Origin of the sequence: Bacteroides reticulotermitis JCM 10512 (genome assembly GCF_000517545.1) — a bacterium.
In the GTDB taxonomy this organism is placed as follows: domain Bacteria; phylum Bacteroidota; class Bacteroidia; order Bacteroidales; family Bacteroidaceae; genus Bacteroides; species Bacteroides reticulotermitis.
This window is the reverse complement of the sequence record NZ_BAIV01000013.1, coordinates 76012-90317: the sequence shown is the minus strand read 5'-3', so window position 1 is coordinate 90317 and position 14306 is coordinate 76012. Positions and strand designations below refer to the sequence as shown.

Genomic DNA, 14306 nt, shown 5'->3' with positions numbered 1-14306 from the left:
TTCTCATGTACCCACAATCGTGATACAGGCATCTATACGGAGGTTACATCTAGTGCCGGATGTGTTACATTACTCTTTCTGAATGTTACAGATAATCAAAGAGAACGCTCCTAACTACATCAGGTAATGTATTCAATCATTTGAGGGGCATAATAAATGATCTTTTGCCCTTTAAATAAAGAGCGCCATTGGTTTAAAACAAACGAGCTTATTCCTTTCAAAGGAACAAGCTCGTTTTATTCTTTATCCACTCAATTAATGAGTTTCAACAAATCAACAGGGTAAGACTATTACAAATAGCAGGGCATCATTGCACAGTGATCGATACTGATTTCAACTTATCAAGATCCGAACTACCTCCGTACAGAAGTTCATAAGCTCCGGCTAACGGATGCACCGTATTGGTTGCCGAATCGAACCACTCAAAACTTTCCTGCGTAAGAGGAATTGTCACAGATTCAGTCTTTCCTGCCGGAATAGATATCCGCTTGAATGCACGTAAGGTATATCGAGGACCCTCTTTATCTGACGGGCGTTTCAAGTAGAGCTGAACAACCTCTTCTCCTTCTCGCTGTCCGACATTGCTGACCGGAATGGTCAGGCTTACTTTCTCACCTTTCGCAACTATACTCTTACTCAATTTCGCATCCCCATACGTAAACTCCGTATAGCTCAACCCATGGCCGAACGGAAACAGAGGTTTTTGTTGCATATACCGGTACGTGCGCCCCTTCATCGAGTAATCTTCAAAATCAGGAACTTGTGCAATGCTCTCGTAGAAAGTCACAGGCAAACGTCCTGCGGGATTATAATTGCCGAAAAGAACATCTGCAACTGCCGTACCACCGGCTTCTCCGGGATACCATGCCTGCAAAATAGCGTCGCAGGCCGTAGACTCTGGCAGAAGCCCCATAGCCGAACCGGAGAAATTAATGAATACAATCTTCTTGCCTGCTTGATGCAATTGCTGCAATAAAGCACGCTGAACAGCCGGCAATTCGATATCTGTCCGGTCACCTCCACGGAAGCCGGGAATGGTGACGCTCATCTCTTCTCCTTCCAAGGTCGGAGATATTCCTCCGGCAAACAGAATGACGTCGGCATCCTTCACCTTCTCAACAACCGCAGTCATATTCAATGGGACCTCTTCTCCTAAATCGAAGTTAAGAGTAGCGTCTCCATAGAGTTGTTTGAAACGGATTTCAACCTGATAGTGCTGTCCTGCCTTCGCATCAAGAGTATATATAGCGGTTGGATTTTTGCTATTTCCAGTTTGGGCTACCTCTTTACCGTCGATCGATAAAGCCACTCCACCATCCATTTGAAAACGGAAGGCGACTTTACCGGAGCGAGTTGGAGAGAAAGTTGACCGATAGCAAGCAGAGAAGTCGGCCGTTTGTACACCCGGTGCAAATGCGGTAGCTCCTCCCGAAGAAAAATGGAAAGGCGTTGTCACCCGATCGGTAGCGGCAACTGTGCCTTCATACCGGCGGTTATTCCAGTACGTAGCATTGAAACCCGGTTTATTATCCGCACGGCACTCGTGAAACAAGCTGCGGAGTGCTTTATCACTGGTCCGGTCGCATCCTTCTTCGTAAATAAGTTGATTCTCCGGCAAAACTTTCCGAACAGCTTCCAGTAGCGTGGTCGTATGAGCAGGAAAACCGTTATAATTTCCCCATTGCATGACCGAATCATTCGCATTAGGCCCCACGATAGCAACCTTCAGATTCTTTCCCAAAGGCAACAACTGATTTTTATTTTGTAGAAGTACAATCGATTCGCGTGCCATCTGCAAAGCCAGTTGCTGATGCTTGGCACTATTTACTACCGAGCTGGAATCTCGGCCCATGCCGGACGAGCATCCATTTCTCCCAATTCGAAACGCGCCTTCAACAGCCTTTTGAGTGAAATATCAATCTGTTTCTCATCAATCAACCCGTCCTGAATAGCTTTAGGCAACGAGGCATATTCATTACCGCACTCCAAATCCGTTCCGTTCAACACAGCACCTGCCGATGCGTGTTTATTGTCGGGATGAGTCTGGTGGGTATTGGGCGCATAGAAGTCCGATATTGCCCCACAATCAGAGACTACTATCCCTTTATACCCCCATTCATCACGTAATATCTGCATCAGTAGCCGATTACTGCCGCAACAAGGCTCGCCCTCAAAACGATTGTAGGCACACATCACCTCCTTTACATCTGCTTTCTGCACCAAATCCTTGAAGGCAGGCAGATAGGTTTCCCATAAATCGCGGGGAGCAATATTCTCCGCATCAAAGCTATGCCGGTTCCATTCCGGGCCGGAATGAACCGCAAAGTGCTTGGCGCAAGCATGCAACTTATCATATTTCTGATCGGCAGGGCCTTGCAATCCACGAACAACCGCCATCCCCATACATCCGGTCAGATACGGGTCTTCCCCATAAGTCTCTTGTCCGCGCCCCCAACGAGGGTCACGGAATATATTCACGTTCGGCGTCCAGAAGGTCAACCCCTGGTAACGCTTCAACCCACCCTGTTCACTAAACACACGCGACTTGGCACGCGCCTCATCAGACACCGCATCGAACACCTTATATAATAAAGAATCATTGAACGAAGCCGCCATGCCTATAGCCTGCGGATAAACGGTAGCCAGTCCGGCCCGTCCTACTCCATGCAAAGCCTCATTCCACCAATCGTACTCCTTAATGCCCAGGCGAGGAATAGCCGGGGAACTGTTCTGCATCAGAGCGACTTTTTCTTCCAAAGTAAGCCGATGCAATAAATCTTCCGCCCGCTGCTCCGCGGACAAAGACGTATTTTGATAAGGCAACGATTGCTTACATGCCGAAACCGATAATAAACAACAGACACCTATGATCTGTATCCAACATTTCTTCATACTATCAAACTTATTTAATTACAGTTAATCTGAAGACAAAAATAGTTCATCCTGCTTAATTAGAGTTTCACGTGTGTTGCAGATACATAGCCACACGTTACATCGACCTACAAGTTTATCTATTTTCATCCCCGATCCGATGTATTATCTACAAAAGCTAGTCGGCATGAGAAGAGAAGGAATAAAAAAAAGCTGCCTCATCTTTGCAACGAGACAGCTTAAATATAAGCTAAATAAAAAAAGGATTTATCTTACAATTCGACCAGAATCCGGAAAACCTTGCCCGGATTAGCCGCCCATTCCTGCATGGACTCCAAGGCCTGTTCAGGTTTTGCTATTTTAGTGATCAGTTCCTCTATCGGGCAATTACCGGCTTTCATATAATTAATGACTGCCCGGAAATCGGCAGGTAGCGCATTCCGTGAACCCCGGATATCGAGTTCTTTCTGCACAAAATACTTCGTTTGAAAAGCCACCTCGCTTTTAGCGTAACCTATGCAAACCACGCGTCCGGTAAATCCTACCTCGTCAACCGCCATCACATAAGTTGCAGGGCTTCCTACGGCTTCAATCACCACATCGGCGCCGAGCCCTTCGCTGATCTGCTGCATACGCTCGTGCACATTCTCGGTCTTGGAGTTAATGACGTACGAAGCTCCGACTTTTTTCGCCAGCTCCAACTTCTCGTCATCCAAGTCGACAGCCACAACCGTAGCACCCCGAAGAGCGGCACGTACAATCGCACCGACACCAATCATTCCACAACCGATTACCATCACAACCTCGTTGTCGGTCACCTGTCCACGGGCAACAGCGTGGAAACCGACACTCATCGGTTCGATCAGCGCACAGTCACGGGCAGAGATGTCTCCAGCGGGGATGATCTTCGTCCAAGGCAATACGGCATACTCACACATCACACCGTTGCGTTGCACACCCAGTGTTTCGTTATGCTCGCAAGCATTCACACGGCCGTTGCGGCACGACGCACAATTTCCGCAGTTGGTGTACGGGTTCAGCGTTACATTCATCCCTTTCTCGAAACCGGCAGGTACGCCCGGACCGACTTCTTCCACTACCGCTCCGACTTCGTGTCCCGGTATAACCGGTAACTTCACCATCGGATTGCGTCCCAAAAAGGTATTCAGGTCGGATCCGCAGAAACCGACATACTTAATTCTCACCAATACTTCACCGGCTCCAACGACCGGTTTTTCCAGATCGACCACCTTCATTTCGGAGGGGTTGATTATTTGAACTGCTTTCATCTTTTTATATATAGGTTATTTAATCAATCACTTTATACCCCTTCCAGCCATAATAGGCACAGAAAGCGAAGCAAATCATCGGCACACTGTATGCCACATAGTAAATATGCTCATGCGCATGCATGAAGTAAGCCGTCAGCTGAGGTACGCAGGCATTACCCACAATAGCCATAACGAGGAAGGCCGAGCCGCTCTTGGTCTGGCTGCCCAATCCTTTCAGAGCCAGCGAGAATTGTGTCGGATACATGATAGACATGAAGAAGGAGATAGCCAACATGGCATACAACCCTACCATACCACCACAAACCACAACAACCGCGCACAGCACGATGTTTAGCAAAGCGTATACCAACAGCATATCCTGCGGACGGAATTTCACCATCAAGCCGGTTCCGATCCAACGTCCCAACAAGAACGCGAGCATATAAAGCCCGAAGAATGTTGTCGCAGACTCTTCCGACAGTCCGGCATAAGTACAGCAATACACCAGAAAAAGACTGTTGATAGCTGTCTGTCCACCGTTATAGAAAAACTGGGCAATCACTCCCCAGCGTAAATGCGAACGTCTCAACACACCGAACTCAATCAATTTCTCCTTCCCCTTCGTAGCCGGACTTTCGTCGTCAATCCGAGGGAGTTTAGAGAATACAAATACGATGGCAATGAGCACCAATAATAAGGCAAGCATCAGATACGGGAACTTCATCGAGTCTGTTTCCATCTGTATATACGCATCCCAACCGCCCGCATAGTCCACAGGCAGCGTATCGCGGGTATAATGCGTTCCGCTCAACACCAGTTTACTCAGGAACATGGCAGAGATAAACGCCCCAAGGCCATTGAACGACTGTGCCAGATTCAACCGGCGCGGAGCCGTTTCAGGCGCACCCAGAACCGTCACATACGGATTCGCTGCTGTCTCCAGAAAGCACATACCGGTAGCAATAACAAAAAAGATGCAGAGGTACGCCCAATACTCTTTCAGCATGGCAGCCGGAAAGAAAAGTAAGCCCCCAACCGCAGCCAGCAGAAGTCCGAAAATAATGCCCGCCTTATAACTATAGCGTTTCATAAACATAGCTATCGGAATCGGGAATATGAAATAAGCCAGCCAGTAAGCTGTCTCGGTGAAAGAAGCCTCGAAGGTATTCAATTCGCAAGTCTTCATCAACTGCCGGATCATCGTAGGCAGCAGGTTACTGCTGATCGCCCACAGGAAGAAAAGGCTAAAGACGAGTGCCAACGGTATGGCGTATGTATTCTTTTTCATGGTATTTGTTTTTATTCAGACATGTTTTTAATATAAGGTAGTTGGGGAAGATCGGCAAAGCCGTAGAAGTTCCGGGCATTCTCGCCCAGGAAAAGCCGTTTATCCGCTTCGGTCAGTTCCGGTGTCTTACTTATAAAGTCGTAAGACATCTTATACGTAATAGCCGTAATGGTACGCGGATAATCCGATCCCCACATCAGTTTTTCCATTCCAACCAGATCGGCTGCTTCCCGAATTGCTTGGACGGCTCCGTTGAACGGATAGAATTCCTCGTTGAACAGCCAAGTGATTCCACCCGATTCGATCATCACATTCGGGTGACGGGCCAGCTTGATCTGCTCTTGCCACTCCGGACGAGTCACCATTCCGAAATGCCCGATAGCGATCTTCAAGCGGGGACATTCCCGAATCACCTCTTCCATTTCGGGAACCTGTACCGCACCATCCGCCAAGTCGATGGAGAGCATTATCTCGCGTTCTTCCATGTAACGGAACATCTCCATCATCTCCTCGCAATTCAGCATTACCCGCCCTTCTTTCAACAGCAAACGCTGAGCCGGAATCTTTATCGCTTTGAAGCCTTGGGAGATCAACTCCCTGGCCTGCTCCAGATAACCCGGCTTACGAAACTCACACATTCCGCAAACAAAGAAACGGCCGGGATAGCGAGCTACGACTTCCGCCAGATACTCATTCTGAATACCGTCGATATATTCTTGGGTAATAACAGCCGCAGCCACCTGCGCATAATCCATATTCGAGAGAAAGACCTCCGCACTATTCACACCATCCACCATAAAAGGGGGAACCATCTGACGGATCTCTCCCATAAACTCGGAGCGTCCGTTTTCAAGCGTGCGAATAGCGAGTCCGTCTACCACGGTATCTTGTCGCAACCACAAATGCGCGTGCGCATCAATTATTGTATAGTCCATACAGCCTGTATTAGGAGTTTGACCAACTCACCCGCTGCTGATCGCCGATAATTTTCTGCACTTCACGAACCAACTCCTCGTTCAGGGGTTCCTCGATGAAAGCTATATTCTTCTTCACATTCTGCGGATTCGCGGTACTGAATAAGGTAGTCGCAATACGCGGGTTAGCGATTGAGAATTGCATAGCCAACTTCTCGATCGGATAGTTCTTCACTTTGCAGTGCTCCATCGCTTGGCGGCAAGCCTCAACCAACGATGCCGGAGCCGGATGCCAGGCAGGTACACCGCGTTCGCTCAACAAGCCCATTGAAAGCGGAGAAGCGTTAATAATGCCAACACCTTTCGCTTCGAAATAGTCCAAAAAGTCCGCCAGTTTATCGTCGCACAGGCAGTAGTGACAGAAGTTTAGAATCGATTCCACAGTGCCGCTAGGTGAGTGATCGATCACCCATTGCAGATTCTCCAATTGCAAATCGGTGATTCCCACATGGCCAACCACGCCCTTCTCGCGCAATTCTACCAAAGCAGGCAAAGTCTCATTGACGATCTGGTTCAGGTCGGCAAATTCAATATCATGTACGTTAATCAAGTCGATGTGATCGATATGCAGACGCTCCATACTTTCGTATACACTCTCTGTAGCACGTTTAGCCGAATAATCCCACGTATTCACCCCGTCTTTGCCGTAGCGTCCTACTTTGGTGGACAGGTAGTAACGGTCGCGAGGAATATCCTTCAGCGCTTTCCCCAACACAGTTTCCGCTTTATAATGTCCATAGTAAGGAGAAACATCGATAAAGTTTATACCCGCTTCGATGGCGGTAAACACTGTTTCAATCGCTTCTTTCTCTTTAACATCATGGAATACTCCTCCCAGTGAAGAAGCTCCAAAACTAAGAGATGACACCTTCATCCCTGTCTTTCCGATTTCATGGTATTGCATACATTCAAGTTTTAAATAGTTTTGTATGAGACAAAAATAGGAAGGAAAGCTTTTAAGCTATCAATCAATAGGTTAAAAAGCCACGTAATCGGTTACGTAAAATATCATGCCAACTAGCCGCTTTTCGGATAAAAAGTGCTTTCTTTGCAAAAGATACCAAGCCACAGCCCATGACCGAATACCGTAAACATACCTCGCTCAAAGATCTCGCTCAAGCCTTGGGCGTATCGATTCCAACCGTATCCAGGGCATTGCGCGACAGTCCGGAGATCAGCCGGGAGCTTTGCGAAAAGGCGAAGCAACTAGCCAAAGAGCTCAACTACCGTCCCAACCCGTTCGCCATGAGTCTGCGCAGAAATGCACCGCGCATCATCGGTGTGATCGTGCCCGACATCGTAACCCATTTCTTCGCCTCCATCCTGAGCGGTATCGAAGATATGGCCATCGCCAACGGTTATTTCATTATCATCACCACCTCGCACGAATCATACGAGCATGAGAAGAGGAACATCGAGAATCTGGTAAATATGCGGGTAGAGGGTATTCTGGCCTGTCTGTCGCAAGAGACAACCGATTATGCCCACCTAGCCGCCTTAAAGGATATCAATATGCCGCTTATCCTGTTCGACCGGGTATGCCTGACGGATCAGTTCTCCTCCGTTGTAGCGGATGGGGTGCAGTCGGCCCAGATAGCCACCCAGCATTTGTTGGACAACGGAAGCAAACGAGTCGCTTTTATCGGTGGAGCCAACCACCTGGATATTGTCAAAAGAAGGAAGCACGGCTACCTCGAAGCCTTGCGCGAAAACCGCATTCCCATTGAGAAAGAGTTGGTAGTTTGTCGGAAGATAGATTATGACGAAGGCAAGATCGCCACGGAGATGCTGCTGGCACTCCCCCAACCGCCCGACGCCATTCTGGCCATGAACGATACGCTGGCTTTTGCCGCCATGGAAGTTATCCGGAGCCACGGACTCAGTATTCCGGAGGACATCGCCCTGATCGGTTATACCGATGAGCAGCATGCCAACTACGTGGAGCCCAAACTCTCCGCCGTTTCGCATCAGACCTATGAGATGGGAGAAACCGCTTGCCGCTTACTGATCAATCAGATTAAGGGAGACCGTACCATACGGCAGGTAGAGATTCCCACGCATCTGCACATCAGAGAGAGTAGCGTAAAGAGAAGCAATGGATAAAAAACAGAAAGACCGCCTCGTATTCAAAAGGCGGTCTTTCTGTTTTTACTGAATGAGATCAGTCTATTTATTCAAATCTGCTTCTTTATTCGCATAATCTAGCAACGTAAGATCGAAGATGAGCGTAGAATAGCCTAAAATGCTTCCCTTACCGGCGCTTCCATAGGCGTACGCCCAAGGGATGTATACCACGAAACGGTCACCTATCTTCATCTGCTGCAAGATTTCGCCCCAACCGGCAATCACAGCACCAGCTTGGAATACGGTCGGAGTAGAATCACCTGTATTGGGGTCTTCATCATCTATCACCGGGTTATTACCGGTAAAGTTTCCGTCGAAATACTCACCCAAGATGTTAGTACCTTTGTAAAACACCTTCACGTAGTCGGAGTATTTGGGACTGCCAACAGTTCCTTCAGCAGCTTTCTGGATTTCCTTATAATAAAGGTAATTAGTAGGATCAGCTACCAATTTGATACGAGACAAACCGCCTTTGTCGGAAGCCGTTTCATATACATTTTGCAAAGAGTCGATAAACGCTTCGTTGCGCGAACGCCAGTTGTCATATTTACCTACTTCTTCGGTTTCGCTACAAGAGAAAAACGTCAGTGTCAGCAATAGTAAGGAGAATAAACCGATTTTGTTACTCATTCGTCAAGGTTTTATTGGATTGTTTTCAATAATGAAGTAATGCTTACCCGGTCTGCAATGATGTTATTCAATTCAGAGATTGCCACACGCTCTTGTTGCATGGTGTCGCGGTTACGCAGCGTCACGCAGTTATCTTCCAGCGTCTGGTGGTCAACAGTCACGCAGTACGGAGTACCAATGGCATCCTGACGGCGGTAACGCTTACCAATACTATCTTTCTCATCGTATTGACAGTTGAAGTGGAACTTCAGGTCGTCGATGATTTCGCGGGCTTTTTCAGGTAGGCCGTCTTTCTTAACCAGCGGCATAACAGCTAGTTTCACGGGGGCTAAGGCAGCAGGCAGTTTCAACACCACACGGCTCTCTCCGCTCTCCAATTGTTCTTCGCAGAAAGAAGCGCTCATAATGCTGAGGAACATACGATCCACACCGATTGAAGTCTCAACCACATACGGAGTATACGAATCGTTCAGTTCCGGATCGAAGTATTTAATGCTCTTGCCGGAGAACTTCTCGTGTTGCGACAAGTCAAAGTTTGTACGCGAGTGGATTCCCTCTACTTCCTTGAAGCCGAAAGGCATCAGGAATTCGATATCAGTAGCCGCATTGGCGTAGTGAGCCAGCTTGTCATGGTCGTGGTAACGATACTTATCATCGCCAAAGCCGAGTGACTTATGCCATTTCAGGCGGATTTCTTTCCATTGCTTGAACCAGTCGAGTTCCGTTCCCGGTTTTACGAAGAACTGCATTTCCATCTGTTCGAACTCACGCATGCGGAAGATAAACTGACGGGCCACAATCTCGTTACGGAATGCCTTACCAATCTGAGCGATACCGAAAGGTATTTTCATACGGCCGGTTTTCTGCACGTTGAGGTAGTTTACAAAGATTCCCTGAGCCGTTTCGGGGCGCAGATAAACCTTCATAGCACCGTCGGAGGTAGAACCCATTTCGGTGGAGAACATCAGGTTGAACTGACGTACTTCGGTCCAGTTCTTGGTTCCGGAGATGGGGCAAGCGATTTCTTCGTCTACAATGATCTGGCGAAGATCGTCCAGGTTGCCATCGTTCAAAGCCTTGGCAAAACGAGCATGAAGCGCGTCACGCTTAGCCTGATTGTCCAATACGCGTCCGTTGGTCGAACGATACTGAGCTTCGTCGAAAGATTCGCCGAAACGTTTGGCAGCCTTCGCTACTTCTTTATCGATTTTGTCATCGTACTTAGCCAATTGGTCTTCAATCAGCACATCGGCACGATACCGTTTTTTAGAGTCTTTGTTGTCAATCAAAGGGTCGTTGAATGCGTCAACGTGTCCGGAAGCTTTCCAGATAGTGGGGTGCATAAAGATGGCAGAGTCGAGCCCGACAATGTTTTCGTGCAACAACACCATGCTGTCCCACCAATATTTTTTAATGTTGTTTTTCAGTTCAACGCCCATCTGACCGTAGTCATACACAGCGCCCAATCCGTCGTAGATATCGCTTGAAGGAAATACGAAACCATACTCTTTACAGTGCGATACCAGTTTCTTAAAAACGTCTTCTTGTGCCATTTTATATATGTATCTATTAATTTGAATTAGCTTTTTTACAAAAAAGTGCCACAAAGATAGGCATTTATCTCATAAATAAGACAGCGAGGGTATTAATTTATCTTATTCTTGAGTTTGTTCTTCCTCGCGGTCGGCCTTCTTCATCGCTGAGGTCAGTTGATCTTCGGGCATATAATATTTAAAAGGTATGCGCATGCACTTAATCTTCTTCACCGCCCGGCTAAACTCAGGCTGCGCCACAAAGTAGACGCGCGAAACAGATACCTTGCCGGGCGTCACCTGCTCGGGGTGTTCGAATCCCGGACTGGTCAGCGCCGTCTGGAAAGTCCCCAGCCCGTCAATGGTCACCGACTTCCCCAGCGAGAGCAAATGCTGAATGTTGTACGCCAACTCCGACAGCATACCTTCGATCTGCCCGTGATGGAAGCCGCTGGTCTTCTCCATCCACAACGCCAGGTCTTTGCTTTTCACCCCTCCTCTTTCCTGTACTTTCTTGGGTACGGCGTACCACAACTCTTTTCTTTCGCCGGATGTTAAATCCGCTTTCTTTCTTACTACATAAGGAACAGCCATAATCTTGTACTCCTTTCTTTTTTCATTCGTAATCCGGTCATGTTTCACACCCGGGTGTCAAGCAGTTCGACACCCGGATCTCGAGCATCCTGACACCCGGGTGTCGAACGGTTCAAGACCCGGGTGTCAGACAAGCTTTTCATACTACAAAAATAATCTTTTATAGTAAAAGCACAAAGCAAAAGATACTGTTTTTTCGACACTGCCCTACCACCCATTGGTACGACACTACTTTCCGTCCTTGGCGCGTTACCAAAAAATAAAGGATAAATGATAGCGTCCATATCACAAAATCGTAGGCTGTTTTTGGCCATAATCTCGTTTATTTTTGTATTTTTGCGTGCACATGTGTAAAAATACAGTATATACGATATTATGAGTGACGAGATCAACGAGCTGACAGAAGGACATTCAGACTATAAACCCGCGGACGCACGGGACGAAAACGTAAAGCATCAACTAACAGGTATGTACCAGAACTGGTTTCTGGACTATGCCTCGTATGTGATACTGGAACGTGCCGTCCCCCACCTCAATGACGGTTTTAAGCCTGTTCAACGCCGCATTCTGCATTCCATGAAACGCCTGGACGACGGACGATATAACAAAGTGGCGAACATTGTGGGACACACCATGCAATTCCACCCACACGGTGACGCTTCGATCGGCGACGCATTGGTACAGCTAGGCAGAAGGATTTGCTGATCGACTGTCAGGGTAACTGGGGTAACATTCTCACCGGCGACGGTGCGGCTGCTCCGCGTTACATCGAGGCACGTCTCTCCAAATTCGCGCTCGATGTCGTCTTCAACCCCAAAACAACCGAATGGAAACAATCGTACGACGGGCGTAACAAAGAGCCTATCACCCTGCCGGTGAAATATCCGTTGCTATTGGCGCAGGGCGTTGAGGGTATCGCCGTAGGCCTTTCGTCCAAAATATTGCCTCACAACTTCAACGAGCTTTGCGAGGCGTCTATCAGCTTCCTCAAAGGCGAGCCCTTCCAACTCTACCCCGACTTCCAGACCGGAGGTTCCATCGATGTGTCTAAATACAACGACGGAGAACGCGGCGGGGCGGTCAAAGTACGAGCCAAGATCAATAAACTCGACAATAAAACGTTGGCCATTACCGAAATACCGTATGGCAAAACCACCACGTCGGTCATCGACTCCATCCTCAAAGCTGTAGACAAAGGAAGATCAAGATACGCAAGGTAGACGATAATACGTCCGCCAACGTCGAAATTCAGGTTCACCTCGCGCCGGGAACCTCGTCCGATAAGACGATCGACGCACTCTATGCCTTTACCGATTGCGAAATAAGCATCTCGCCCAACTGTTGCGTGATCGACGACCAGAAGCCACATTTCCTGACGGTGAGCAAGATACTCCGGAAGTCGGTCGAAAACACGCTCGATCTCTTGCGACAGGAACTGGAGATACGCAAAGGAGAAATACTCGAAGCCCTGCATTTCGCTTCGCTCGAAAAGATATTCATTGCCGAACGCATCTATAAGGATAAAGAGTTCGAGCAATCCAAAGACCTCGACGCTGCCTGCGAACACATCGACAAGCGGTTGACGCCTTACTATCCGCAGTTTATCCGCGAAGTGACCAAGGATGATATTCTCCGACTGATGGAAATCAAGATGGGACGTATCCTGAAATTCAATGCGGACAAAGCCGAAGAGCTGATTGCCAAAATGAAGGAAGACATAGCCGAAATAGACAATCACCTGGCGCACATCGTGGACTATACCATCAACTGGTATCAGATGCTGCAAAATAAATATGGCAAGAACTTCCCGCGACGCACCGAACTGCGCAACTTCGATACAATCGTAGCCGCCAAGGTGGTAGAAGCGAACGAGAAACTATACATCAACCGCGAAGAAGGCTTCATCGGCACAGCGTTGAAGAAAGACGAGTTTGTGGCCAACTGCTCGGATATCGACGACGTTATCATCTTCTTCCGCGACGGCAAATACATCGTCACGCCTGTGGCCGATAAGAAGTTTGTCGGCAAGAATGTACTTTACGCCAATGTGTTCAAGAAGAACGACAAGCGAACCATTTACAACGTGGCCTACCGCGACGGGAAAGAAGGTACTACGTACGTGAAACGATTTGCCGTGACGGCCGTTGTACGCGATCGCGAGTACGACGTAACACTGGGCACACCCGATTCGCGCATTACCTATTTCAGCGCCAACCCCAACGGTGAAGCCGAAGTGATCAAGGTAACGCTCAAACCCAATCCACGGGTACGCCGCATCATCTTCGAACACGACTTCAGCGAAGTCACGATCAAGGGACGTCAGGCACGTGGCGTGATCCTCACCCGCCTGCCGGTTCACAAAATCGTGTTGAAACAGAAGGGAGGTTCCACGCTGGGAGGACGCAAGGTGTGGTTCGACCGCGACGTATTACGACTCAATTACGACGGACGGGGCGAGTTCCTGGGCGAGTTCCAAAGTGACGACTCCATCTTGGTAGTACTGAACAATGGCGACTTCTACACCAGCAATTTCGACCTGAGCAACCATTACGAAGACAATGTAAGTATCGTAGAGAAGTTCGATCCGAACAAAATATGGACCGCCGCCCTCTACGATGCCGACCAACAGAACTACCCCTACCTGAAACGTTTCTGTTTTGAAGCCGGAAACCGGAAACAGAACTACCTGGGGGATAATAAGAATAGCCGGCTTATCTTGCTCTCCGACGAGTATTTCCCCAGACTTGAGGTTGTATTCGGCGGACATGATGATTTCCGCGAGCCGCTGGAGATCGATGCCGAAGAGTTTATCGCTGTCAAAGGGTTTAAAGCCAAAGGCAAGCGGTTGACTACTTTCACCATCGAAACAGTCAATGAGCTCGACCCGACACGCTTCCCCGCTCCCCAAAAGGAAGAGCAAGAAGAAGCAGAAGAGGAGCCTGAGAATCTGGACCCCGATTCAGATAAAAGCGAAGGAGATATAATTGATGAGATCACCGGACAGATGAAGTTGTTCTAAGCA

The 14306-nt window shown here is 48.3% G+C and carries 8 protein-coding genes and 2 pseudogenes; 2 read left to right on the top strand and 8 right to left on the bottom strand.

What is annotated here, in order from left to right; genetic code table 11:
* Nucleotides 1-307: 307 nt before the first annotated feature.
* From xyl3A to JCM10512_RS09405, 5 genes and pseudogenes are all read right to left on the bottom strand, one after another.
* A pseudogene (gene xyl3A, locus JCM10512_RS09425) lies at nucleotides 308-2892 on the bottom strand (xylan 1,4-beta-xylosidase).
* A 251-nt stretch (nucleotides 2893-3143) separates the two neighbouring features.
* The gene (locus JCM10512_RS09420) at nucleotides 3144-4160 is read right to left on the bottom strand and encodes a zinc-binding alcohol dehydrogenase family protein (RefSeq protein WP_044162491.1); all 1017 of its coding nucleotides are present in this window, start codon (nucleotides 4158-4160) and stop codon (nucleotides 3144-3146) included.
* Between the two features lie 19 nt (nucleotides 4161-4179).
* Nucleotides 4180-5430 carry an L-fucose:H+ symporter permease gene (gene fucP, locus JCM10512_RS09415; protein WP_044162489.1) on the bottom strand — a complete coding sequence of 417 codons (1251 nt, stop codon included), beginning with the start codon at nucleotides 5428-5430 and terminating at the stop codon, nucleotides 4180-4182.
* Between the two features lie 11 nt (nucleotides 5431-5441).
* The gene (locus JCM10512_RS09410) at nucleotides 5442-6365 is read right to left on the bottom strand and encodes an amidohydrolase family protein (protein WP_044162488.1); all 924 of its coding nucleotides are present in this window, start codon (nucleotides 6363-6365) and stop codon (nucleotides 5442-5444) included.
* A gap of 10 nt (nucleotides 6366-6375) precedes the next feature.
* Complete coding sequence (locus tag JCM10512_RS09405) at nucleotides 6376-7308, bottom strand: aldo/keto reductase (protein ID WP_044162486.1); 933 nt, start codon at nucleotides 7306-7308, stop codon at nucleotides 6376-6378.
* Between the two features lie 170 nt (nucleotides 7309-7478).
* Here JCM10512_RS09405 and JCM10512_RS09400 point away from each other — a divergent pair, with 170 nt between their 5' ends.
* Nucleotides 7479-8507 carry a LacI family DNA-binding transcriptional regulator gene (locus JCM10512_RS09400; RefSeq protein WP_044162485.1) on the top strand — a complete coding sequence of 343 codons (1029 nt, stop codon included), beginning with the start codon at nucleotides 7479-7481 and terminating at the stop codon, nucleotides 8505-8507.
* A 63-nt stretch (nucleotides 8508-8570) separates the two neighbouring features.
* On the opposite strand, the gene bamJ is transcribed toward JCM10512_RS09400, so the two are convergent.
* The 3 genes from bamJ to JCM10512_RS09385 all read right to left on the bottom strand — a co-directional run bounded on the left by bamJ (nucleotide 8571) and on the right by JCM10512_RS09385 (nucleotide 11284).
* Nucleotides 8571-9158, bottom strand: coding sequence for a BamJ family beta-barrel-assembly machinery protein (gene bamJ / locus JCM10512_RS09395; protein WP_044162483.1), 588 nt, complete (start codon nucleotides 9156-9158; stop codon nucleotides 8571-8573).
* 11 nt (nucleotides 9159-9169) lie between these two features.
* Nucleotides 9170-10711, bottom strand: coding sequence for a glycine--tRNA ligase (locus JCM10512_RS09390; RefSeq protein ID WP_044162481.1), 1542 nt, complete (start codon nucleotides 10709-10711; stop codon nucleotides 9170-9172).
* A gap of 102 nt (nucleotides 10712-10813) precedes the next feature.
* Complete coding sequence (locus JCM10512_RS09385; RefSeq protein WP_044162479.1) at nucleotides 10814-11284, bottom strand: HU family DNA-binding protein; 471 nt, start codon at nucleotides 11282-11284, stop codon at nucleotides 10814-10816.
* A gap of 356 nt (nucleotides 11285-11640) precedes the next feature.
* Between JCM10512_RS09385 and JCM10512_RS09375 the strand changes: the two are divergent.
* Nucleotides 11641-14303, top strand: a pseudogene (locus JCM10512_RS09375) (DNA gyrase/topoisomerase IV subunit A).
* Nucleotides 14304-14306 lie beyond the last annotated feature (3 nt).